Origin of the sequence: Pseudoxanthomonas dokdonensis (assembly GCF_001431405.1) — a bacterium.
GTDB classification, from domain to species: Bacteria; Pseudomonadota; Gammaproteobacteria; order Xanthomonadales; family Xanthomonadaceae; genus Pseudoxanthomonas_A; species Pseudoxanthomonas_A dokdonensis.
The window spans coordinates 151,477-173,664 of sequence record NZ_LDJL01000011.1 but is presented as its reverse complement, the minus strand read 5'-3'; the positions used below and the strand labels follow the sequence as shown (position 1 = coordinate 173,664).

Annotated in this window: 17 protein-coding genes and 1 tRNA gene; all 18 read left to right on the top strand. The window is 63.9% G+C overall.

The window, feature by feature from the left end:
- The first annotated feature begins 1 nt into the window (after nucleotide 1).
- The 18 genes from nuoF to ABB29_RS10380 all read left to right on the top strand — a co-directional run bounded on the left by nuoF (nucleotide 2) and on the right by ABB29_RS10380 (nucleotide 22,186).
- Nucleotides 2-1,354: an NADH-quinone oxidoreductase subunit NuoF gene (gene nuoF, locus ABB29_RS10465; protein WP_057658783.1), complete on the top strand. Its 1,353-nt coding sequence runs from the start codon at nucleotides 2-4 to the stop codon at nucleotides 1,352-1,354.
- Entirely contained in the window at nucleotides 1,351-3,600 is a 2,250-nt protein-coding gene (gene nuoG, locus ABB29_RS10460) for an NADH-quinone oxidoreductase subunit NuoG (RefSeq protein ID WP_057658782.1), read from the top strand. The genes nuoF and nuoG overlap by 4 nt, the downstream gene beginning before the upstream one ends.
- Nucleotides 3,597-4,688, top strand: coding sequence for an NADH-quinone oxidoreductase subunit NuoH (gene nuoH, locus ABB29_RS10455; protein WP_057658780.1), 1,092 nt, complete (start codon nucleotides 3,597-3,599; stop codon nucleotides 4,686-4,688). Before nuoG ends, nuoH begins: the two co-directional genes overlap by 4 nt.
- Before the next feature lie 3 nt (nucleotides 4,689-4,691).
- Nucleotides 4,692-5,180: an NADH-quinone oxidoreductase subunit NuoI gene (gene nuoI / locus ABB29_RS10450; protein ID WP_057658778.1), complete on the top strand. Its 489-nt coding sequence runs from the start codon at nucleotides 4,692-4,694 to the stop codon at nucleotides 5,178-5,180.
- A gap of 8 nt (nucleotides 5,181-5,188) precedes the next feature.
- Nucleotides 5,189-5,851 (top strand): NADH-quinone oxidoreductase subunit J, encoded by a 663-nt coding sequence (locus ABB29_RS10445; protein ID WP_057658777.1) that lies wholly within the window; start codon nucleotides 5,189-5,191, stop codon nucleotides 5,849-5,851.
- Entirely contained in the window at nucleotides 5,848-6,153 is a 306-nt protein-coding gene (nuoK, locus tag ABB29_RS10440) for an NADH-quinone oxidoreductase subunit NuoK (RefSeq protein ID WP_057658775.1), read from the top strand. Before ABB29_RS10445 ends, nuoK begins: the two co-directional genes overlap by 4 nt.
- 7 nt (nucleotides 6,154-6,160) lie before the next feature.
- Complete coding sequence (gene nuoL, locus ABB29_RS10435; RefSeq protein WP_057658772.1) at nucleotides 6,161-8,293, top strand: NADH-quinone oxidoreductase subunit L; 2,133 nt, start codon at nucleotides 6,161-6,163, stop codon at nucleotides 8,291-8,293.
- A gap of 33 nt (nucleotides 8,294-8,326) precedes the next feature.
- Nucleotides 8,327-9,838 carry an NADH-quinone oxidoreductase subunit M gene (locus tag ABB29_RS10430; RefSeq protein ID WP_057658770.1) on the top strand — a complete coding sequence of 504 codons (1,512 nt, stop codon included), beginning with the start codon at nucleotides 8,327-8,329 and terminating at the stop codon, nucleotides 9,836-9,838.
- A 9-nt stretch (nucleotides 9,839-9,847) separates the two neighbouring features.
- Nucleotides 9,848-11,326, top strand: a complete 1,479-nt coding sequence (gene nuoN, locus ABB29_RS10425) for an NADH-quinone oxidoreductase subunit NuoN (RefSeq protein ID WP_057659428.1) — start codon at nucleotides 9,848-9,850, stop codon at nucleotides 11,324-11,326.
- Between the two features lie 62 nt (nucleotides 11,327-11,388).
- Nucleotides 11,389-11,465: transfer RNA gene (locus ABB29_RS10420), tRNA-Met, on the top strand.
- A 186-nt stretch (nucleotides 11,466-11,651) separates the two neighbouring features.
- The gene (gene rimP, locus ABB29_RS10415; RefSeq protein WP_057658768.1) at nucleotides 11,652-12,287 is read left to right on the top strand and encodes a ribosome maturation factor RimP; all 636 of its coding nucleotides are present in this window, start codon (nucleotides 11,652-11,654) and stop codon (nucleotides 12,285-12,287) included.
- 8 nt (nucleotides 12,288-12,295) lie between these two features.
- Nucleotides 12,296-13,807: a transcription termination factor NusA gene (gene nusA / locus ABB29_RS10410; RefSeq protein ID WP_057658766.1), complete on the top strand. Its 1,512-nt coding sequence runs from the start codon at nucleotides 12,296-12,298 to the stop codon at nucleotides 13,805-13,807.
- Between the two features lie 96 nt (nucleotides 13,808-13,903).
- Nucleotides 13,904-16,576, top strand: coding sequence for a translation initiation factor IF-2 (gene infB / locus ABB29_RS10405; protein ID WP_057658764.1), 2,673 nt, complete (start codon nucleotides 13,904-13,906; stop codon nucleotides 16,574-16,576).
- Nucleotides 16,577-16,590: 14 nt separating this feature from the next.
- A complete protein-coding gene (gene rbfA, locus ABB29_RS10400) occupies nucleotides 16,591-16,962 on the top strand; it encodes a 30S ribosome-binding factor RbfA (RefSeq protein ID WP_057658762.1) in 372 nt (123 codons plus the stop codon).
- Between the two features lie 179 nt (nucleotides 16,963-17,141).
- Nucleotides 17,142-18,074: a tRNA pseudouridine(55) synthase TruB gene (gene truB / locus ABB29_RS10395; protein WP_057659426.1), complete on the top strand. Its 933-nt coding sequence runs from the start codon at nucleotides 17,142-17,144 to the stop codon at nucleotides 18,072-18,074.
- Between the two features lie 198 nt (nucleotides 18,075-18,272).
- Nucleotides 18,273-18,533: a 30S ribosomal protein S15 gene (gene rpsO, locus ABB29_RS10390; RefSeq protein WP_057658759.1), complete on the top strand. Its 261-nt coding sequence runs from the start codon at nucleotides 18,273-18,275 to the stop codon at nucleotides 18,531-18,533.
- A gap of 245 nt (nucleotides 18,534-18,778) precedes the next feature.
- On the top strand, nucleotides 18,779-20,887 hold the full coding sequence (gene pnp, locus ABB29_RS10385) for a polyribonucleotide nucleotidyltransferase (protein ID WP_057658757.1): 2,109 nt from the start codon (nucleotides 18,779-18,781) through the stop codon (nucleotides 20,885-20,887).
- Between the two features lie 159 nt (nucleotides 20,888-21,046).
- Complete coding sequence (locus ABB29_RS10380) at nucleotides 21,047-22,186, top strand: NAD-dependent epimerase/dehydratase family protein (RefSeq protein ID WP_057658755.1); 1,140 nt, start codon at nucleotides 21,047-21,049, stop codon at nucleotides 22,184-22,186.
- Nucleotides 22,187-22,188: the final 2 nt, after the last annotated feature.

The window sequence follows — 22,188 nt, the reverse complement described above, 5'->3', positions numbered from 1 at the left end:
CATGGCACAGCATCCGCACACATCCGCAGGCTACGGCCCGGTCGGTCCGGCGCCGAAAGAGCACCAGGTGGTCTACACCACCTTGCACTTCGACAAGCCGTGGTCATACGAAAACTACCTCAAGACCGGTGGCTACAGCGCCCTGCGCAGGATCATCGAAGAGAAGATCCCGCCGGCCGACGTGGTCGAGATGGTCAAGGCGTCCGGCCTGCGTGGTCGCGGCGGCGCAGGTTTCCCGACCGGCCTGAAGTGGAGCTTCATGCCCAAGGGCGAGATGCAGAAGTACATCCTCTGCAACTCGGACGAATCCGAACCCGGTACCGCCAAGGACCGCGACATCCTGCGCTTCAACCCGCATGCGGTGATCGAGGGCATGGCGATCGCCTGTTACGCCACCGGCAGCACCGTGGCCTACAACTACCTGCGTGGCGAATTCCACCACGAGCCGTTCGAGCATCTGGAAGAGGCCACCGCCGAAGCCTATGCCAACGGCTGGCTGGGCAAGAACGTGCTCGGCTCCGGCATCGACATCGACATCTACAACGCGCTCGGCGCCGGCGCCTATATCTGCGGTGAGGAAACCGCATTGATGGAATCGCTGGAAGGCAAGAAGGGCCAGCCGCGCTTCAAGCCACCGTTCCCGGCCAACTTTGGCCTGTACGGCAAGCCGACCACGATCAACAACACCGAGACCTATGCCTCGGTGCCGGCGATCATCCGCAATGGTGCCGAGTGGTTCCTCAACCTCGGCAAGCCCAACAATGGCGGTCCGAAGATTTTTTCGGTATCCGGCCACGTGGCCAATCCGGGCAATTACGAAATCCGCCTCGGCACGCCGTTCGCCGAATTGCTGGACATGGCCGGCGGCATCCGCAACGGCCACAAGATCAAGGCAGTGATCCCGGGTGGTTCATCGATGCCGGTGTTGCCCGGCGAGACCATGATGGGCCTGACCATGGACTACGACAGCATCCAGAAGGCCGGTTCGGGCCTGGGGTCGGGCGCGGTCATCGTGATGGACGAAACCACCTGCATGGTGCGTGCCTGCCAGCGCATCGCGCGCTTCTATTACGCCGAAAGCTGCGGCCAGTGCACCCCGTGCCGTGAAGGCACTGGCTGGATGTACCGGATGCTGACCCGCATCGTCGATGGCAAGGCCACCGTCGACGACCTCAATACGCTGAAGGCTGCTGCCGGCCAGATCGAAGGCCACACCATCTGCGCATTCGGCGAAGCCGCGGCGTGGCCGGTGCAGGGCATGCTGCGCCACTTCTGGCATGAATTCGAGTACTACATCCTCAATGGCCACTCCATTGTCGATGCCAAAGCCAACCCGGAGGCGGCTGCCGCATGAGTGCGCAACCTGCAAATCCCAACGTTCCGCCGGATCACGTCACCATCGAGATCGACGGCCAGTCCATGGCCGTGCCGAAGAACTCGATGATCATCCAGGCCGCCGACAAGGCCGGCATCCCGATCCCGCGTTTCTGCTATCACGACAAGCTGGCGATCGCCGCCAACTGCCGCATGTGCCTGGTCGACGCCGAGATGGGCGGCCGTGCTTCGCCGAAGCCGCTGCCGGCCTGCGCGACGCCGGTAGCCGACGGCATGAAGGTGTTCACCCGTAGCGAGAAGGCGCTCAAGGCGCAGCGCAACGTGATGGAATTCCTGCTGATCAACCATCCACTGGATTGCCCGATCTGTGATCAGGGCGGCGAGTGCGAACTGCAGGACCTGTCGCTGGGCTATGGCCGTTCGGTCAGCCGCTTCCAGGAACGCAAGCGTGTGGTACCCGACGAGGATCTGGGTCCGCTGGTCGCCACCGAAATGACCCGCTGCATCCAGTGCACCCGTTGCGTGCGCTTCACCGCCGAGATAGCCGGTACCTACGAACTGGGCGGCATGTACCGCGGTGAAAACCTGCAGATCGGCACCTACGACGGCAAGCCGCTGACTACCGAGCTGTCCGGCAACGTCATCGACGTGTGCCCGGTCGGCGCGCTGACCAACAAGGTGTTCCAGTTCCGCGCCCGTCCGTGGGAACTGATCGCGCGCGAATCGATCGGCTACCACGATGCGATGGGTTCCAATCTGTTCCTGCACACGCGGCGCGGCGAAGTGCTGCGCGCGGTGCCGCGCGACAACGAAGCGGTCAACGAGTGCTGGCTGTCGGATCGTGATCGTTATTCGCACCAGGGCCTGTATAGCGACGACCGTGCGCTCAAGCCGCTGCAGAAGGTCAATGGCGAATGGCGTGAAGTCAGCTGGGCCGAAGGCCTGGCCGCCGCCGCCGAGATCCTGCGTGCCCATCAGGGCGACGATCTCGGCGTGCTGGTCCATCCCGCCACCTCCAACGAGGAAGGCGGATTGCTGGCGGCGCTGGCTGCTGGACTGGGCAGCGGCAACCTGGATCACCGCATCAACAACCGCGATTTCTCCGATGGCGCGGTGGCCCAGCCGTTCGCACTGCCACTGGCCGAGATCGAGCAGGCCGACACCATCATCGTGTTCGGCAGCAACATCCGCCACGAACTGCCGCTGCTGCACCAGCGCATCCGCAAGGCCAACCGCAACGGCGCCAAGGTGCATGTGGTCAACCCGGTGGATTTCGATTTCACCTTCAACGTCGCCAGCAAGCAGATTGTCGCGCCGTCGCAGCTGGCGGCCGCGCTTGACGATGCCGGTTTGCGCGATGCCGCGCAGTCGGCTCGCCGTGCCGTGTTGATTGTCGGTGGCATGGTCGAAAACCACCCGAATGCCGCCGCGCTGCGTGCCGCCGCGGGCGCCTTCGCTGCCGCGACCGGCGCCTCGCTGTGCCGTATTCCGCAGGGCGCCAATGCCGTTGGCCTGGCCCGTCACGGCGTGTTGCCGACGCAGCGCGACGTCGCCGCCATGCTGGCGCAACCGCGCAACGCCTACATCATCTACGGCATCGAGCCGGGCCTGGACTTCGCCGACACCGGCGCCGCGCAGAAAGCCCTGAACGCGGCCAAGGTCGTTGCGTTCAGCCAGTTTGCCTGCCAGTCCACCCGCAACGTTGCCGATGTCATCCTGCCGATTGGTTCGCTGGCCGAAATCGAAGCCACGCTGACCAATCTGGATGGCCGTGATCAGCTGACCCAGGCCGGCGGCAAGCTGCCCGGTGGCGCCCGTGAAGGCTGGCGCGTGCTGCGTGCGCTGGGTGGCGAGCTGAAGCTGGCATCGTTTGAATTCACCGATATCGCCGGCGCGCGGGCACTGGCCGGGCAGCAGCAGGCGCCAGCCAGCATTGCCAGCAGCGCCGCCGCTGCGGCCGACAGCAACGGCCTGGAATTGGCGGTCAGCGCGGCGATCTACCGCACCGACGCCACCGTGCGCCGCGCCGACGCGCTGCAGCAGCACCCGCTGACCGTGGGCGCCCGTGCGGTGATGGCACCGACCGACGCGGAAGCTGCTGGCCTGGCGCAGGGCAGGGTGGTCAAGCTGTCGGCGAGCAATGGCACCGCGACCTTGCCGGTACACCTGGACGCACGGGTGGCGGCGGGAACGGTCTGGATTGAAAGCGGCTACGGCGCGACCGCGCCGCTGGGCGCGGGACGGGTGACGGTGGTGAGCGCATGAACGAGTTGTTGATCAATGCCATCGGCCCGCTGCGCGAGTGGTTCTTCGGGCTGGGCGACATCGGCATGATTCTGTGGATCGTGCTGAAGATCCTGCTGATCGCGATGCCGGTGATCATCACCGTCGCGTTCTACGTGGTCTGGGAACGCAAGCTGATTGGCTGGATGCACGTGCGCCACGGGCCGATGTACGTCGGCATGGGCATCTTCCAGGCCTTCGCCGACGTCTTCAAACTGCTGTTCAAGGAAATCATCCAGCCCAGCAGCGCGCACAAGGCGATGTACATCATCGCGCCGTTGATAACCCTGGCGCCGGCCTTCGCCGCGTGGGCGGTGGTGCCGTTCGATGCCCAGCTGGTACTGTCCAACGCCAATGCCGGCCTGTTGTACCTGCTGGCGATGACCTCGCTGGGTGTGTACGGCATCATCCTGGCTGGCTGGGCATCCAACTCCAAGTACGCCTTCCTCGGCGCGATGCGTTCTGCCGCGCAGGTGGTCAGCTACGAAATCGCGATGGGCTTTGCCCTGGTCGGGGTGATGATCGCCGCTGGCAGCCTCAACCTCAGCCAGATCGTGATGGCGCAGGCCGGCAACAACGGCTTCTTCGAGTGGTTCTGGCTGCCGCTGTTCCCGCTGTTCATCGTCTACTGGGTATCAGGCGTCGCCGAAACCAACCGCGCCCCGTTCGACGTGGTCGAAGGCGAGTCGGAAATCGTCGCCGGCCACATGGTCGAGTATTCGGGCGCCGCGTTCGCGCTGTTCTTCCTGGCCGAATACGCCAACATGATCCTGGTCAGCTTCCTGGTCGCGCTGTTCTTCATGGGCGGCTGGCTGAGCCCGCTGCAGGGCTGGATCACTGCCGACGTGTCGCCCTGGGTCAACTGGATCTGGACCGGTGGCTGGCCGTGGCTGTTCCTGAAAGTGGTGTTCTTCATGAGCGCCTACATCTGGTTCCGCGCCAGCTTCCCGCGCTACCGCTATGACCAGATCATGCGCCTGGGCTGGAAGGTGTTCATCCCGCTGACCATTGCCTGGATCGCGGTGACCGCATTGATGGTGTTCTTCCACGTGTTCGAGAAAGGCGTCTGAGTGATGAATAAAGTGGTCCATTACTTCAAGAGCCTGCTGCTGCTGGAATTGCTGCAGGGCCTTTGGCTGACCCTGAAGTACACCTTCAAGCCGAAATACACCATGATGTATCCGATGGAGAAGTTCCCGCAGTCGCCGCGTTTCCGTGGCCTGCATGCGCTGCGCCGCTATCCGAACGGCGAAGAACGCTGCATCGCCTGCAAGTTGTGCGAAGCAGTGTGCCCGGCGCTGGCAATCACCATCGATTCGACCAAGCGCGAAGACGGCAGCCGCCGGACCACCCGCTACGACATCGATCTGTTCAAGTGCATCTACTGCGGCTTCTGCGAAGAAAGCTGCCCGGTCGATTCGATCGTCGAGACGCATGTACTGGAATACCACTTCGACAAACGTGGCCAGAACGTGGTCACCAAGCCGCAGCTGCTGGCGATCGGGGATCGGCTCGAAGCCGAAATCGCCGAGCGCCGCGCCGCCGACGCCGCATACCGCTGAGGTTAGACATGGATTGGGTATTAATCAGTTTCTACGCGTTCGCCGCCATCGCCGTAGCCGCGGCCGGTGCGGTCATCAGCGTGCGCAACCCGGTGCACTCGGTACTGTTCCTGGTACTGACATTCTTCTCGATCGCCTGCGTCTGGCTGTTGGTCGGCGCTGAATTCCTGGGCGTGGCGCTGGTGCTGGTATATGTCGGCGCGGTGATGGTGCTGTTCCTGTTCGTGGTGATGATGCTGGACATCGATATCGTCGCCGTCCGCGAGGGCTGGGTGAAGTTCCTGCCGGTCGGGGTGGTGGTGGCGGTGGTAATGCTGGCGCAGATGCTGGTGCTCATCGGGGTCAAGGCACGCATGGCCAGCCCGTTGCCGGCTGACAATGCCGCCGCGGCCGCTGCCGATGTATCCAATACCACCTGGCTGGCGCGCAGCCTGTTCACCGAATTCCTGCTGCCGTTCGAATTCGCCGCCGTGATCCTGACCGTAGCGGTGGTCGCCGCGGTCATGCTGACCCTGCGCAAGCGCACCGGCATCAAGACCCAGAACCCGTCCGAGCAGTCGCGGGTCAAGGCGGCCGGTCGGGTCCGCATGGTCAAGATGGACGTGGTCAGGCCGGCCGTGCCGGAGACCGTCGTCGACGCCCCCGCCAGCCCGTCGGAGAAGCAGCCATGATCACCCTGGGACATCTGTTGGCGCTCGGCGCGGTGCTGTTCTGCATCAGCGTTGCCGGCATCTTCCTCAACCGCAAGAACGTCATCGTGCTGCTGATGTCGATCGAACTGATGCTGTTGTCGGTCAACATCAACTTCGTCGCGTTCTCGCGCCAGCTGGGCGACCCGGCGGGGCAGATTTTCGTGTTCTTCATTCTGACGGTGGCGGCTGCCGAAGCGGCCATCGGCCTGGCCATCCTGGTCACCCTGTTCCGTACCCGGCGCACGATCAACGTCGCCGAAGTCGATACGCTCAAAGGCTGATGCACTGATGGAAGTCGCAATCTCCAAGAACATCCTGCTGGCGGTGGTGCTGGCGCCGCTGCTGGGCAGCATCATTGCCGGCCTGTTTGGCCGCCAGATCGGCCGCGCCGGTGCCCACATCGTCACCATCCTCGGCGTGGCGGTGAGCTGCGCGCTGTCGATGCTGGTGCTGTACCAGCTGGTCTGGCAGGGCGCGTCGCCGTTCAACCAGAACATCTACACCCTGTTCGAAGTGGGCAACCTGAGCGGCCACGTCGGTTTCATGATCGACAAGCTGACCGCGATGATGATGGTGGTGGTGACCTTCGTGTCGCTGCTGGTCCACGTCTACACCATCGGCTACATGGCCGAGGATCCCGGCTACCAGCGCTTCTTCAGCTACATCTCGCTGTTTACCTTCAGCATGCTGATGCTGGTGATGAGCAACAACTTCCTGCAGCTGTTCTTCGGCTGGGAAGCAGTGGGCCTGGTCTCGTACCTGCTGATCGGTTTCTGGTTCAAGAAGCCGAGCGCGGTGTTCGCCAACATGAAGGCCTTCCTGGTCAATCGCGTCGGCGACTTCGGCTTCCTGCTCGGTATCGCCGGCGTGCTGCTGATGTTCGGCACCCTGGATTACGCCAGTGTGTTCGCCAACTCGACCCTGCTGGCCGGTAAGGCCATCCCGGTCTGGTCGGGCGCGGTTTCGCTGTTCGGCCACAGCTGGCAGTTGATGGATGAGCCGGCGATCTGGTCGATTGCCACCATCATCTGCATCTGCCTGTTCATCGGCGCGATGGGCAAGTCGGCACAGGTGCCGCTGCACGTCTGGCTGCCGGATTCGATGGAAGGTCCGACCCCGATTTCGGCGCTGATCCACGCGGCGACGATGGTCACCGCCGGCATCTTCATGGTCGCGCGGATGTCGCCGTTGTTCGAACTGTCCGATACCGCGCTCAACTTCGTGCTGTTCATCGGCGCCACCACCGCGCTGTTCACCGGCCTGATCGGCATCGTCCAGAACGACATCAAGCGCGTGGTCGCCTATTCGACCCTGTCGCAGCTGGGCTACATGACCGTGGCGCTGGGCGTGTCGGCCTATTCGGCGGCGGTGTTCCATCTGATGACCCATGCCTTCTTCAAGGCACTGCTGTTCCTGGCCGCCGGTTCGGTCATCATCGGCATGCACCACGAGCAGGACATGCGCAAGATGGGCGGCCTGCGCAAGTACATGCCGATTACCTACATCACCAGCCTGATCGGCACCCTGGCGCTGGTCGGCACGCCGTTCTTCTCCGGCTTCTACTCGAAGGACAGCATCATCGAGGCCGCCCAGCACCATGCCCACGAGGCGCACAGCTTGGTCGCCAGCTACGGCTACTGGTCGGTGCTGCTGGGCGTGTTCATCACCAGCCTGTACAGCTTCCGCCTGCTGTACATGACCTTCCACGGCAAGGAACGTTTCCGCGACGTGCATGCCGATCATGGCCATGATGATCATGCGCATGACGATCATGCGCATGAGGAGCACGGCCACCACGGAGCGCATGAACCGCACGAATCACCGTGGGTGGTGACGCTGCCGCTGATCCTGCTGGCGATCCCGTCGATCTTCATCGGTTACTTCACCATCGGCCCGATGCTGTTCGCCACCGATTGGAGCGGCCATCACCAGCAGCTGCCGTTCTTCCTTGGTGCGATCGATTTCATCAATCCGGCCGCCGATACCATGGCCGCGCTGAAGGAAGAATTCCATGGCCCGTGGGCGTTCGCCCTGCACGGTCTGACCGCGTGGCCGTTCTGGCTGGCGCTGGCCGGTTTCGTCACCGCTACGGTGTTCTTCCTGCTCAAGCCGGAATGGGCCGCACAGGCGCGCAAGACCTTCGCGCTGCCGGTGCGGATCCTGGAAAACAAGTACGGCATGGACGCTCTATGGCTTGGACGCTGGGGCTTTACCGGGCTGGGCCTGAAGTTGGGGCGTGCCTCGCGCACGGTCGACAGCCGGCTCATCGACGGCGCCTTCGTCAACGGCAGCGCCAAGCTGGTGGACCTGGCCGCCAACCTGTTGCGCCGGACCCAGTCGGGCTTCCTGTACCACTACGCTTTCGCAATGATCCTCGGCCTGATTGTGTTGTTGGCCGTCGTCCTGCGTTTCTGGCAATGAGCGCCCTGGCGCTGAACTGAACGGATACCACTCGTGTCGAACTGGCCTTTGCTAAGTATTTTGATCTGGTTGCCGATTCTCGGCGGAGCCGCGGTGCTCGCGTTGGGTAGCGGCAGGGCAAGTCTTGCGCGCTGGACCGCGCTGGCGGTGGCGGTGCTGACCTTCCTGCTCAGCCTGCCGCTGCTGAGTGGCTTCGATGCCGCCAACCCGGGCATGCAGTTCGTCGAGAAGCACGCCTGGATCCCGAGCTTCAACATCTGGTACGCGCTGGGCGCCGATGGCATTGCCATCGCCCTGATCCTGCTGACCACGCTGGTCACCGTGTTGACCCTGATCGGTGCCTGGACCTCGATCGACAAGCGGGTCAATCAGTACGTCGCCGCGTTCCTGATCCTGGAAGGCGTCACCGTCGGCATCTTCGCCGCCACCGATGCGATGCTGTTCTACGTGTTCTTTGAAGCGATGCTGATTCCGATGTTCCTGATCATCGGCGTCTGGGGCGGCCCGCGTCGCATCTACGCGGCAGTCAAGTTCTTCCTGTACACCTTCCTCGGCTCGGTGTTCATGCTGCTGGCGCTGATCTACCTGTACCTGAAGGGTGGCAGCTTCCAGATCGCCGATTTGTACGCGTTGCCGCTGAGCATGAAGGAGCAAACCTGGCTGTTCTTCGCTTTCCTGATCGCGTTTGCGGTCAAGGTGCCGATGTTCCCGGTCCACACCTGGTTGCCGGACGCGCACGTCGAGGCGCCGACCGCCGGTTCGGTGATCCTGGCCGCCATCGCGCTGAAAATCGGTGGCTACGGATTGATCCGCTTCAACCTGCCGATCGTGCCCGACGCCGGCCACGAATACGCCTGGGTGGTGATCACGCTGTCGTTGATTGCGGTCATCTACGTCGGTCTGGTGGCGCTTGTCCAGGACGACATGAAGAAGCTGATCGCCTATTCGTCGGTCTCGCACATGGGCTTCGTCACCATCGGCATCTTCATCGCCTTTGGCCTGGTCCGTGATTACGGCAATCTCGATGGGGCCCGCCTGGGTCTGCAGGGCGCGATGGTGCAGATGATTTCGCACGGTTTCGTCTCCGGTGCGATGTTCTCCTGCGTCGGCGTGCTGTACGACCGCATGCACACCCGCATGATCCGCGACTACGGCGGCGTGGCCAATGTCATGCCATGGTTCGCGGTGTTCTTCGTGCTGTTCGGCATGGCCAACGCTGGCCTGCCGGGCACCAGCGGCTTCGTCGGCGAATTCATGGTCATCCTGGCCAGCTTCCAGAAGCATCCGCTGATCGCGCTGGCCGCGGCCAGTACCCTGATCATCGGCGCCGCCTACACGTTGTGGCTGGTCCGCCGGGTGATGTATGGCGAGGTCGCCAATGCCCACGTCGCCGAGCTGAAGGACATCAACCGCCGCGAGGCGTTGGTGCTGGGCCTGTTCGCCGCCGGCGTGCTGGCGCTGGGCGTCTATCCCAAGCCGCTGACCGACCTGATGGAGCCCTCGATTGCCCAACTGGCGATGCAGCTCGCCAACAGCAAGCTGTAAGGAAGAATGATGACAACGCCGATGTTGCCCCCCGCTACCGACCTGTTGCCGCTGTTGCCGGAAGTGACCCTGATCGCCGGTGCGTTCGTGCTGCTGATCCTTGACCTGTTCCTGGACAAGTCGCAGCGGGCGATCACCCACGTGCTGGCGCTGGCGGTGCTCGCCGCCGCGCTGTTCATGCTGTACACCAATGCCGGTGGCCTGGGCACCGTGTTCAATGGCATGTTCGTCCGCGACGTGATGGCCAACGTCACCAAGCTGGCGATCGTGCTGGTCAGCGGTCTGTCGCTGATCTACGCCTGGCCGTACCTGCGCGAGCGTGATCTGTATCCGGGTGAAGTACCGGTGCTGGTGCTGTTCGCGACCGCCGGCATGATGATGATGGTCTCGGCCGGCAGCATGGTCATGGCCTACCTCGGCCTGGAACTGCTGGCGTTGTGTTCCTACGCGCTGGTCGCGTTGAACCGCGATGACGGCCTGTCGGCGGAAGCGGCGATGAAATACATCGTGCTCGGCTCGCTGGCCTCGGGCCTGCTGCTTTACGGCATGTCACTGGTCTACGGCGCCACCGGCACCCTGCATCTGCCAGGCATCCACGAAGCCGCCGCGCAGGCGCTGGCCGGGCAGGGCGGCGACAACCGCCTGCTGCTGCTGACCGGGGTGGTGTTCCTGGTTGCCGGCGTGGCATTCAAGCTGGGCGCGGCTCCCTTCCATATGTGGTTGCCTGACGTTTACCAGGGCGCGCCGACCCCGATCACCCTGTTCATCAGCTCCGGTCCCAAGCTGGCGGCGTTCGCGATGGCCTTCCGCCTGCTGGAAAACGGCGTCGGTCCGGCCGCCGCACAGTGGCATTGGCTGATTGCCGGATTGGCGACCGCTTCGCTGATCATCGGCAACGTCATCGCCATCGCCCAGACCAACCTCAAGCGCATGCTGGCCTATTCGACGGTCTCGCACGTCGGCTTCCTGCTGGTCGGTTTCGCCGGTGGCGGCGCGCAGGGCTATTCGGCCGCGCTGTTCTACGCGATCAGCTACGCGCTGATGTCGGCGGCCGCGTTCGGCGCCATCATTCTGCTGTCGCGGCAGGGCTTCGAGGCCGATCGCATCGACGACTTCAAGGGCCTGAATGCACGCAATCCCTGGCAGGCGCTGCTGGTGTTGTTCGTGATGGCCTCGCTGGCCGGTATCCCGCCGTTCCTCGGCTTCTGGGCCAAGCTGGCGGTGCTCGGCGCGGCGGTCCATGGTGGCCTGATCTGGCTGACCGTGGTCGCGGTGGTGTGCGCGGTGATTGGCGCGTTCTATTACCTGCGCGTGATCAAGGTCATGTACTTCGATGAACCGGTCGGCGCGGTGCCGGTACCACGCAAGGATCGCTTCATGCCGATCGTGTTCGGCATCAATGCGGTTGCACTGCTGGTGCTGGGCTTTGCCTGGAATCCGCTGATGGCATGGTGCCAGCAGGCATTTGCCGCAACGGTCACCGGATAAGAGTTATTTTGCTGAATTGGGCTTGCATTATCCGGCCCGGTTCTTCATAATTCCGCTTCTGCTGCGGGGTGGAGCAGTCTGGCAGCTCGTCGGGCTCATAACCCGAAGGTCGCAGGTTCAAATCCTGCCCCCGCTACCAAGCTTTTCTTCTCGGGAGAGCCTTTGCAAAGAGGCTCTCCCGATTAAGAAGCTCGGGCTTGTAAAGATGCATGTTCCCATCTTTACACCGGAATCCAGCGCATCGGACAAGGGGCCCATCGGGCCCTTTCTTGTTTTTGTAATATCGCCTCTGCGGCGACATCCCTTCCAGGCGACAGGTCATCACGTGAGCGAAAAGGCAAACCAAATCGCTAGCCTGCTGGCACCGACGGTCCAGGCCCTCGGGCTTGAACTGCTGGGGGCCGAATACCTGCCCGCGCCGGGCAGTGCCACGCTGCGCTTGTACATCGACGTGCCGGCGGCCGAACAGGACAGCCGCATCGTCAACATCGACGATTGCGAAACCGTCAGCCGCGAAGTCTCGGCACAGCTGGACGTGGAAGACCCGATCACCGGCAACTACACCCTGGAAGTGTCCTCGCCGGGCATCGACCGCCCGCTGTTCACGCTGCAGCAGTTCGCGCGGCACCAGGGCGAGTCGGCCAAGGTCAACCTGAAGCTGCCGCAGCTCGGCCGGCGCCGCCTGCAGGGCATGATCGTCCGCATCGAGGACGAACAGGTCGTGTTTGCGGTCGATGGCAATGAAGTGCCGGTGGCGTTCGACAACATCGACAAGGCGCGCCTGGTACCGGACTGGGCGGCGCTGGGATTTGCCCCGGAAAAGCCCGGCAGGAAACCGAAATCCGGCACCGGCCCGAGTGGGGCAGGGGCCAAGAAGACAGGGGCGCAGAAGCCGGCCCCCAAGAAAACAGGCAAGCAACCCTCTAACAAGCCGGCGGCCACCAAGCCGCGAGCGGAGTGAGATGAGAAATGAGTAAGGAACTTTTGCTGGTGGTGGATGCGGTCGCCAACGAAAAAGGCGTGCCGCGTGAAGTGATCTTCGACGCGATTGAAGCCGCGCTGGCGTCTGCCGCCAAGAAGCGCTACCTGGACCAGGACGTGCAGGTGCGGGTGACCATCGACCACAAGGATGGCAACTACGAAACCTTCCGCCGCTGGGAAGTGGTGGCCGACGACGTGGTGATGGAGTCGCCCGACCGCCAGATCCGTCTGATGGACGCAGTCGACGAAGCCGAAGGCGTCGAAGTCGGTGACTACATCGAAGAACAGATTGAAAACCCCGACTTCGGTCGCATCGCCGCGCAGGCCGCCAAGCAGGTCATCGTCCAGCGCGTGCGCGAAGCCGAGCGTGCGCAGGTGGTCGATGCCTGGAAGGACCGCATCGGCGAGCTGGTCACCGGTGTGGTCAAGCGTGCCGAACGCGGCAACATCTTTGTCGACCTCGGCGGTAATGCCGAAGCCTTCATCGCCAAGGACAAGGGCATCCCGCGCGACGTCCTGCGCGCCGGTGACCGTGTCCGCGGCTATCTGTTCGACGTGCGTTCCGAGCCGCGTGGCCCGCAGCTGTTCATCAGCCGCGCCGCGCCGGAATTCATGATTGAGCTGTTCAAGCTGGAAGTGCCGGAAGTCGGCCAGGGCCTGGTCGAAATCAAGGCCTGCGCCCGCGACCCGGGCGACCGCGCCAAGATCGCGGTGCTCGCCCACGATACCCGCACCGATCCGATCGGCGCCTGCATCGGCATGCGTGGTTCGCGCGTGCAGGCGGTGTCCAACGAGCTCAACGGTGAGCGCGTCGACATCGTGTTGTGGAACGACAATCCGGCCACCTTCGTCATCAATGCGATGGCGCCGGCCGAAGTGCAGTCGATCATCGTCGATGAGGAAAAGCACTCGATGGATCTGGCCGTGGCCGAGGATCGCCTGGCCCAGGCCATCGGCAAGGGCGGCCAGAACGTGCGCCTGGCCAGCCGCCTGACCGGCTGGCAGCTCAACGTGATGACCCAGGACCAGGTCGCCGCCAAGTCCGAAGCTGAACAGGCAGTCGCCCGCCAGCTGTTCATGGACAAGCTGGAAGTGGACGAGGAAATCTCGACCATCCTGGTCGCCGAAGGCTTCAGCACGGTCGAGGAAATCGCCTACGTGCCGGTCGGCGAACTGCTGGCGGTGGAAGGCTTTGACGAGGATATCGTCGAGGAACTGCGCGCCCGCGCCCGCGACGCGCTGCTCAACGAAGCACTGGCTGAAGAGGAAGTGCTGGAAGAAAACCAGCCGGCGGAAGACCTGCTGGCACTGGATGGCATGGACGAGGAAACCGCCTACGCGCTGGCCTCGCATGGCGTCCGCACCAGTGAGGACCTGTCCGATCTGGCAGCCGACGAAGTGGTCGAATTTGGCATCGAGGGCCTGGATGAAGCGCGCGCCGCCGCGCTGATCCTGGCGGCCCGCGCCGAGGAGATCGCCCGTCTGGAGCGCGGCGAATGAGCCGGCAATGAACGCCCCCCTGGCACCCTCAGGGTTTAGAATCCGCGTTACCCTTGCACTGAGCGTAGGGGGCGCAAACTAGGTCATAGGATACGAATGTCGCAGCAAACAACCATCCGCAAGCTCGCTGAACTGGTCAACACCCCCGTCGAAAAACTGCTGGAACAACTGGCCGAAGCCGGCATGAGTTTCAGTGGTCCGGACCAGGTGGTGACCAGCACCGAAAAGATGAAACTGCTCGGGTTCCTGCGCCGTACCCACGGCAAGACGGAAAAGGCAGGCGAGGATGCTGCGCCAAAGAAGATCACCCTGAACCGCCGCAAGGTCCAGGAAGTGACCGTGGCCGCCGGTCGCAGCAAGACCACCGTCAACGTCGAGGTCCGGCAGAAGCGTACCTACGTCAAGCCGGCCGATGGCGAGATCGAGCTGCCGCCGCCGCCGACCTCGGCGACCGAGAAGGATCCCGAGCGCGCTGAAATCCTGCGCAAGCTGGAGGAATCCAAGCAGCGCAACCTGGAAGAGCAGCAGCGCCTGGCTGAAGAAGACCGCAAGCGCAAGGAAGAAGCCGAGCGCAAGCGCCAGCAGGAAGAGGAAGCCAAGGCCGCTGCCGACGCATCGCGGATGCAGGCCGAAGCCGAAGCCGCCGCGCTCGCCGCTGGTGCCGTGCCGGTCGACGAGGAGGGCAGCAGCAGCAGCCGCGCCGCCAAGCCGACGCCTGGACACCACGTGCCGAAGGCCCCGGCGCCGTTGCGCAAGGATCCGGGCAGCATCCGCATCGTCGAGGATCGCGCCAGCGCCAACAAGAACAAGACCCGTGGCTCGCACGCCATGGTCGCCGGGGTCGAGGACGACGACAGCACCAGCCGTTTCGCTGGCCAGCTGCATCTGTCGGCCGCCGACCGCGCCCGCCGCAGCACCTCCCGCGGCAAGCCGAAGTCGCGTCGCCAGGTCGAGCAGTCGCGTGGCGGCAGCGGCGGCGCCCATGGTTTCGAACGTCCGACCGCACCGATCGTGCGCGACGTGGCCATTGGCGACACCATCACCGTCGCCGATCTGGCACAGAAGCTGGCGATGAAGGGCGGCGACGTGGTCAAGGCGTTGTTCAAGATGGGCGTGATGGCCACCATCACCCAGTCCATCGATCACGACACCGCCGTATTGATCACCGAAGAACTCGGCCACAACGCCGTGCGCGCCAACGACGATGACGTCGAGAACGAACTGCTGGCCCACGTTGAGGAAAACCAGGGCGAAAAACTGTCGCGTCCGCCGGTGGTCACCATCATGGGCCACGTCGACCATGGCAAGACCTCGCTGCTGGACTACATCCGCCGGACCAAGATCGCCAGTGGCGAAGCCGGCGGCATCACCCAGCACATCGGCGCCTACCATGTCGAAACCGACAAGGGCGTGATCAGCTTCCTGGATACCCCCGGCCACGCCGCGTTTACCCAGATGCGTGCCCGCGGTGCCAAGCTGACCGACATCGTGGTGCTGGTGGTGGCCGCCGATGACGGCGTGATGCCGCAGACCATTGAAGCCGTGCAGCATGCCAAGGCCGCCGGTGTTCCGTTGATCGTGGCGGTCAACAAGATCGACAAGTCCGGCGCCGATCCGCAGCGGGTCAAGAACGAGCTGCTGGCGCAGGACGTGGTCGCCGAGGAATTCGGCGGCGACACCCAGTTCGTCGAACTGTCGGCCAAGGTCGGTACCGGCGTCGACACCCTGCTGGATGCGATTACCCTGCAGGCCGAAGTGCTGGAACTGAAGGCCGTCTACGAAGGCCGCGCCAGTGGCGTGGTCATCGAATCCTCGCTGGACAAGGGCCGTGGCCCGGTGGCCACCGTACTGGTCCAGCAGGGCACCCTGAAGAAGGGCGACTATCTGGTCTGTGGCGTGCAGTACGGCCGCGTGCGTGCACTGTTCGACGAGACCGGCGCGCAGCCGGCCGAGGCGACCCCGTCGATTCCGGTGCAGGTGCTGGGCTTGTCCGGCGTGCCTGAAGCCGGCGATGACTTCGTCGTCGTCGCCGACGAGCGTCTGGCCAAGGACGTGGCCCAGCAGCGCGATGCCAAGCGTCGCGAGTCGCGCCTGGTGCAGTCGGCAGGCAGCCGGATGGAAGACATCATGGCCCAGCTCGGCAAGGGCGAGGGCCAGTTGAGCCTGAACCTGATCATCAAGGCTGACGTGCAGGGTTCGGCCGAAGCGCTGCGCCATTCGCTGGTGGCGTTGTCCAACGACGACATCCGCATCAACATCATCAATGCCGGCGTCGGTGGCATCACCGAATCCGATGCCAACTCGGCGGTCGCGTCCAAGGCCACCGTGATCGGCTTCAACGTGCGTGCCGACGCCTCGGCGCGTCGCATCATCGAAGCCAACGGCGTTGATCTGCGCTACTTCTCGATCATCTATGACGTGATCGACCAGGTGAAGCAGGTGGCATCCGGTCTGCTGGGCGTGGAAATCCGCGAAGAGATCATCGGTATCGCCGAAGTGCGCGATGTCTTCCGCAGCTCCAAGTTCGGCGCCGTCGCCGGCTGCATGGTGGTCGAGGGCGTGGTCAAGCGCAACAAGCCGATCCGCGTGCTGCGCGACAGCACGGTGGTCTACGAAGGCGAACTGGAATCGCTGCGCCGGTTCAAGGAAAACGTCGACGAAGTACGCAACGGCACCGAATGCGGTATCGGCGTGAAGGCTTACAACGACGTCAAGCCGGGCGATCAGATCGAGTGCTTCGAGCGTATCGAAGTGCAGCGCACGCTGTAATGGATCGATAGCAGATGCCGAGCAAATCGTTCCATCGCACCGATCGCGTCTCCGCCCAGCTCCGTCGCGAGCTGGGCACGCTGGTGCACGAGGCCGTGCGCGAGCATGGCCTGCCGTCGGTCAGCGTTTCCGACGTCGAAGTCACCCGCGACATGGCCCATGCCAAGGTTTTCGTGACCGCGTTGATGCCGGAAAAATCGGCCGAAGCGGTCAAGGGCCTGCGTGAAATCGCCTACCAGATCCGGATGGAGCTGGCCCGCCGGGTCAAGCTGCGGCACACCCCGGAACTGCACTTCCATTACGACGACTCGGTTGACCGCGGTGAGCGCATCGACAACCTGTTGCGCGATCTGTCGCGCAGCGACGAGCCCGACGACGCGAGCTGATTGATGTGCCGGCGCCCAGCGCGTCGGCGAATCCCGGCCTGATGCGTCAGCGGGGCATGGCCGGCCTGTCTGCATGATTGCGATGGCGAGGTGGCGCCGCCCTGTCCCGGGAAGCGATGCAGGCACCACTGCGTCCCAGCGGGCGTGCCGATTCGCGCAAGTACCTATCATTGTTGGCGATGACCTCCAGACCTAAAACCATCTTCCGCCCACTCGACGGCATCCTGTTGCTGGACAAGCCGCAGGGGCTGAGCTCCAACCGCGCCCTGCAGCAGGTGCGGCATTTGTTGCGTGCCGAGAAGGGCGGCCATACCGGCAGCCTGGACCCATTGGCCACCGGCCTGTTGCCGCTGTGCTTTGGCGAGGCGACCAAGATCGCCGGGCTGTTGCTGGGGTCGGCCAAGGCCTATGAGGTCACCGCCATGCTGGGCCTCACCACTGATACCGACGACGCCGACGGCAGCGTACTGCTGCAACGGCCGGTGCCGGCGATTGACGCGGCCAGCCTGCAGGCGGCGTTGGCACCGCTGACCGGACGTATCCAGCAGCGGGCGCCGATTTACTCGGCACTCAAGCAGGGCGGTGAGCCGCTGTACGCCAAGGCCCGCCGTGGCGAGGCGATCGAGGCGCCGGTGCGCGAAGTCGAGGTCCAGCGCATCGAGATACTGGCGCAGGCGCCGCAACAGGTGTCACTGCGGGTGACCTGCGGTTCCGGCACCTACATCCGCAGCCTGGTGCGTGACCTGGGCGAGACGCTGGGTTGCGGTGCCCATGTCAGCCACTTGCGGCGGCTGTGGGTCGAGCCGTTCATGCAGCCGCGGATGGTCACCTTGGAAGCGCTGCAGGCGCTGGCGATGCAGGATCCGGCGCATTTGGAGGACTGGCTGCTGCCGGTCGAGGCCGGATTGAGCGGTTTTCCACGGGTCGAGGTCAGCGCCGACGAGCAGCGCCGGCTGGGCCTCGGCCAGAGCGTGCAGCGGCCCGCCGGCGATCTGGCCGGCGAGCATACGGTCGCTCTTTTCACCGGGCAGGGCAGGTGCATGGGCCTGGGACGGCTGGATGGCAACGGCAGCCTGCAGCCGCAACGGCTGTTCCGCTGGGCCGCCAGCTGAACAGGACTGCGCCGGCTGGGCCATCGGCGCTGGCGGCACTGTCACAGGTTCGCAATGAGCGTTCGGTCCTGTTACAATTCCGCCCGCTTTTCAAGCACTTCACGTTCAACCCATAGCAAACGGCGGACCAGGCGGTGCGTCGGCGCGGCATCCGTGACCGATTCGCTTCTGCAGGCCTCGCATCTCAAGAGAAAACACATGTCCATCGATACCCAGAAAGTCATTGAAGACAACAAGCGTGGTGCCAACGACACCGGTTCGCCGGAAGTCCAGGTCGCGCTGATCACCGCCCGCATCGAACAGCTGAGCGGCCACTTCAAGACCCACAAGAAAGATCACCACAGCCGCCGTGGTCTGCTGCAGCTGGTCAACCGCCGCCGCAGCCTGCTTGATTACCTCAAGAAGAAAGACAACGAGCGCTACAAGGCCCTGATCGAAAAACTTGGCCTGCGTCGCTGATGCAATACCCCACCGCGGTGCAGAGATGCACCGCGGTTTGCATTTCGGCCGTTGAAATGTGCATCGGCTTGAGTGCATGAAGTCGTGGATTGGAAGTTAATGAAGGCGTGACCGGGACGATTGCTCCCGCCCGCACCAACGCAACAAGGTTTCATCGTGTTACGGCCGGGGTCTCCGGCCAGCCCTCCGCGGCAAGGGTCGTGTGGGGTCCATTCGAATCAAGCAGCATCCCCTGAGGAATCAACGTGGCAAAAATCACCAAAACCATCCAGTACGGCAAGCACACCCTGACCCTCGAGACCGGCGAAATCGCCCGTCAGGCTGGCGGCGCGGTCATCGTCAAGATGGATGACACCGTACTGCTGGTCAGCGCCGTCGCCGCCAAGTCGGCTCGCGAAGGCCAGGACTTCTTCCCCCTTACCGTCGATTACCAGGAAAAGTTCTACGCTGGTGGCCGCATCCCGGGTGGTTTCTTCAAGCGCGAAGGCCGCGCGACCGAGAAGGAAACTCTGATTTCGCGCCTGATCGATCGCCCGATCCGCCCGCTGTTCCCGGAAGACTACAAGAACGAAGTGCAGATCATCGCCACCGTAATGTCGCTGAACCCGGACATCGACGGTGACATTGCCGCCCTGATTGGCGCGTCCGCCGCGCTGTCGCTGGCCGGCACTCCGTTCAAGGGCCCGATTGGCGCCGCCAAGGTCGGTTACAAGAACGGTGAGTACATCCTCAACCCGACCGTGACCGAGCTGAAGGACTCGCAGCTGGAGCTGGTCGTCGCCGGTACCGCCAACGCCGTGCTGATGGTCGAATCCGAAGCCGCGCTGCTGTCCGAGGAAGTGATGCTCGGCGCCGTGACCTACGGTCACCGCGAAATGCAGAAGGTCATCAACCTGATCAACGAGCTGACCGTCGAAGCCGGCACCCAGCCGTCGAGCTGGGTCGCCCCGGCCAAGAACGAAGTGCTGATCTCGGCGCTGAAGGAAGCAGTCGGTAACCAACTGGTTGACGCCTTCCAGGTCCGCGACAAGCTGATGCGCCGCGACGCCATCGCCAGCATCAAGAAAGACGTGATGGAACAGCTGGCCGGTCGCGCTGAAAGCGAAGGCTGGAGCAGCGGCGAACTGAACAAGGAGTTCGGCGAACTGGAATACCAGACCATGCGCGGCTCGGTGCTGTCGACCAAGGTCCGTATCGACGGCCGTGCACTCGACACCGTGCGCCCGATTGCGGTCAAGGCCAGCGTGCTGCCGCGTACCCATGGCTCGGCGCTGTTCACCCGCGGTGAGACCCAGGCCATCGTGGTCACCACCCTGGGCACAGCCCGTGACGGCCAGGTGATCGACGCCGTCTCCGGTGAGTACAAGGAAAACTTCCTTTTCCATTACAACTTCCCCCCGTACTCGGTGGGTGAGTGTGGCCGCATGATGGGCCCGAAGCGCCGTGAAATCGGCCATGGCCGCCTGGCTAAGCGTGGCGTGCTGGCAGTGATGCCGACCATCGAGGAATTCCCGTACACCATCCGCGTGGTCTCGGAAATCACCGAATCCAACGGTTCCTCGTCGATGGCCTCGGTCTGCGGCAGCTCGCTGGCGCTGATGGATGCCGGCGTGCCGATCAAGGCACCGGTGGCCGGTATCGCCATGGGTCTGGTCAAGGAAGGCGACAACTTCGTCGTCCTGTCGGACATCCTCGGTGATGAAGATCACCTCGGCGACATGGACTTCAAGGTGGCCGGTACCGCCGAAGGCGTGTCCGCGCTGCAGATGGACATCAAGATCGAAGGCATCACCGAAGAAATCATGAAGCAGGCCCTGCACCAGGCCAAGGCCGGTCGCCTGCACATCCTCGGCGAAATGGCCCACGGCCTGACCGCGCCGCGTTCGGAGCTGAGCGAATATGCACCGCGCCTGCTGACCATCAAGATCCACCCGGACAAGATCCGCGAAGTGATCGGCAAGGGCGGCGCCACCATCCAGGGCATCACCAAGGAAACCGGCACCCAGATCGACATCCAGGACGACGGCACCATCGTCATCGCTTCGGTCAACGCCGCTGCTGCCCAGGCCGCCAAGAGCCGCATCGAGCAGATCACCAGCGACGTCGAGCCGGGCCGCATCTACGAAGGCAAGGTCGCCAAGATCATGGACTTCGGTGCGTTCGTCACCATCCTGCCGGGCAAGGACGGCCTGGTCCACGTCTCGCAGATTTCCAGCGAGCGCGTCGAGAAGGTCAGCGACAAGCTGAAGGAAGGCGACGTGGTCAAGGTCAAGGTGCTGGAAGTCGACAAGCAGGGCCGCATCCGCCTGTCGATCAAGGCCGTGGAAGAAGGCGAAGGCGTGCCGGCCGAATAAGCCGCACCCTGCAGCTGTTGTTCAAAAAGCGGGCTCCGGCCCGCTTTTTGTTTGCCCGCTGATCGCCGCGGCCGGTGTAGCTGGTACTTTCGACAGGGGCGGGCGGTCGGTCGGCGGAGTACAAGTCGATCCCATCACTACAGCCTGTCGGAGGCGCGCATGACCAGTCGTCGTCAATTGCTCAAGCTGGGCGCGCTTGCCGCCGCCACCACCGCCTTGCCGGCCTGGGCCGCACGCGCGGCTGGCGACAATGTGGGTCGCGCCGACAAGCCGCTGGATATCCTGATCCTGGGTGGCACCGGCTTTACCGGGCCGTTCCAGGTCGATTACGCGCTCAAGCGCGGCCACCGGGTGACCCTGTTCAATCGCGGCAAGCGGCCGGCACCGGAGTGGTCGGGCGAGGTCGAGCAGTTGCTGGGTGATCGCAACAGCGGCGACCTGAAGGCGCTGAAGGGGCGCAAATGGGACGTCTGCATCGACAACCCGACCAGCCTGCCGTTCTGGGTCCGCGATGCGGCACAGGTATTGAAAGGCAATATCGACCATTACCTGTTCATTTCGACCATCTCGGTATACGCCGATGGCAGCCAGCCCGGGATTACCGAACAGGCGGCGCTGGCGCCATACGCGGGCAAGGACGCGATGGCCGAAACCCAGGACAGCCTGCGCGCCGATATCGAACACCTGTACGGACCGCTGAAGGCATTGAGCGAAGCCGAAGCACGCAAGCAGTTTGGCGAGCGGGTGACCATCGTCCGGCCCGGTTACATCGTCGGGCCACGCGATGAAACGGACCGCTTCACCTACTGGCCGCACCGGGTGGCGCAAGGCGGTGAAATGCTGGTGCCCGGTGACGGCAGCGATCCGGTGCAGTTCATTGATGGTCGCGATCTGGGTGAATGGATGATCCGGCTGGCCGAAGCCGGCACCATCGGCACCTTCAATGCGGTCGGACCCGCGCAACCGATGACCATGGACGAGATGCTGGTCGGCGCGCAGGCTGTCACCGGCGGCGACGTGCGCTATACCCACGTCAGCGCCGGGTTTCTTGAACAGAACGACGTAGAGCTGCCGATCTGGGTGCCCGCGGCCAGCGGTCCCTATGCCGGCTATGGTCAGGTCAGCAATGCGCGCGCCATCGCCGCCGGACTGAGCTATCGCCCGTACGCGACCACGGTGCGCGATCTGATGGACTGGTTCCACAGCCTGCCGTCCGAACGCCAGGCCGAACTGCGCGCCGGCATCAGCCGCCAGCGTGAAGCCCAGTTGCTGGCGCTGTGGCATGCACGCGACGCCTGAGC

Bases quoted from the DNA above. Each gene is read 5' to 3' on its own strand.
- nuoF (WP_057658783.1), top strand. From the start codon at position 2: ATGGCACAGCATCCGCACACATCCGCAGGCTACGGCCCGGTCGGTCCG.
- nuoG (WP_057658782.1), top strand. From the start codon at position 1,351: ATGAGTGCGCAACCTGCAAATCCCAACGTTCCGCCGGATCACGTCACC.
- nuoH (WP_057658780.1), top strand. From the start codon at position 3,597: ATGAACGAGTTGTTGATCAATGCCATCGGCCCGCTGCGCGAGTGGTTC.
- nuoI (WP_057658778.1), top strand. From the start codon at position 4,692: ATGAATAAAGTGGTCCATTACTTCAAGAGCCTGCTGCTGCTGGAATTG.
- ABB29_RS10445 (WP_057658777.1), top strand. From the start codon at position 5,189: ATGGATTGGGTATTAATCAGTTTCTACGCGTTCGCCGCCATCGCCGTA.
- nuoK (WP_057658775.1), top strand. From the start codon at position 5,848: ATGATCACCCTGGGACATCTGTTGGCGCTCGGCGCGGTGCTGTTCTGC.
- nuoL (WP_057658772.1), top strand. From the start codon at position 6,161: ATGGAAGTCGCAATCTCCAAGAACATCCTGCTGGCGGTGGTGCTGGCG.
- nuoN (WP_057659428.1), top strand. From the start codon at position 9,848: ATGACAACGCCGATGTTGCCCCCCGCTACCGACCTGTTGCCGCTGTTG.
- nusA (WP_057658766.1), top strand. From the start codon at position 12,296: ATGAGTAAGGAACTTTTGCTGGTGGTGGATGCGGTCGCCAACGAAAAA.
- infB (WP_057658764.1), top strand. From the start codon at position 13,904: ATGTCGCAGCAAACAACCATCCGCAAGCTCGCTGAACTGGTCAACACC.
- rbfA (WP_057658762.1), top strand. From the start codon at position 16,591: ATGCCGAGCAAATCGTTCCATCGCACCGATCGCGTCTCCGCCCAGCTC.
- truB (WP_057659426.1), top strand. From the start codon at position 17,142: ATGACCTCCAGACCTAAAACCATCTTCCGCCCACTCGACGGCATCCTG.
- rpsO (WP_057658759.1), top strand. From the start codon at position 18,273: ATGTCCATCGATACCCAGAAAGTCATTGAAGACAACAAGCGTGGTGCC.
- ABB29_RS10380 (WP_057658755.1), top strand. From the start codon at position 21,047: ATGACCAGTCGTCGTCAATTGCTCAAGCTGGGCGCGCTTGCCGCCGCC.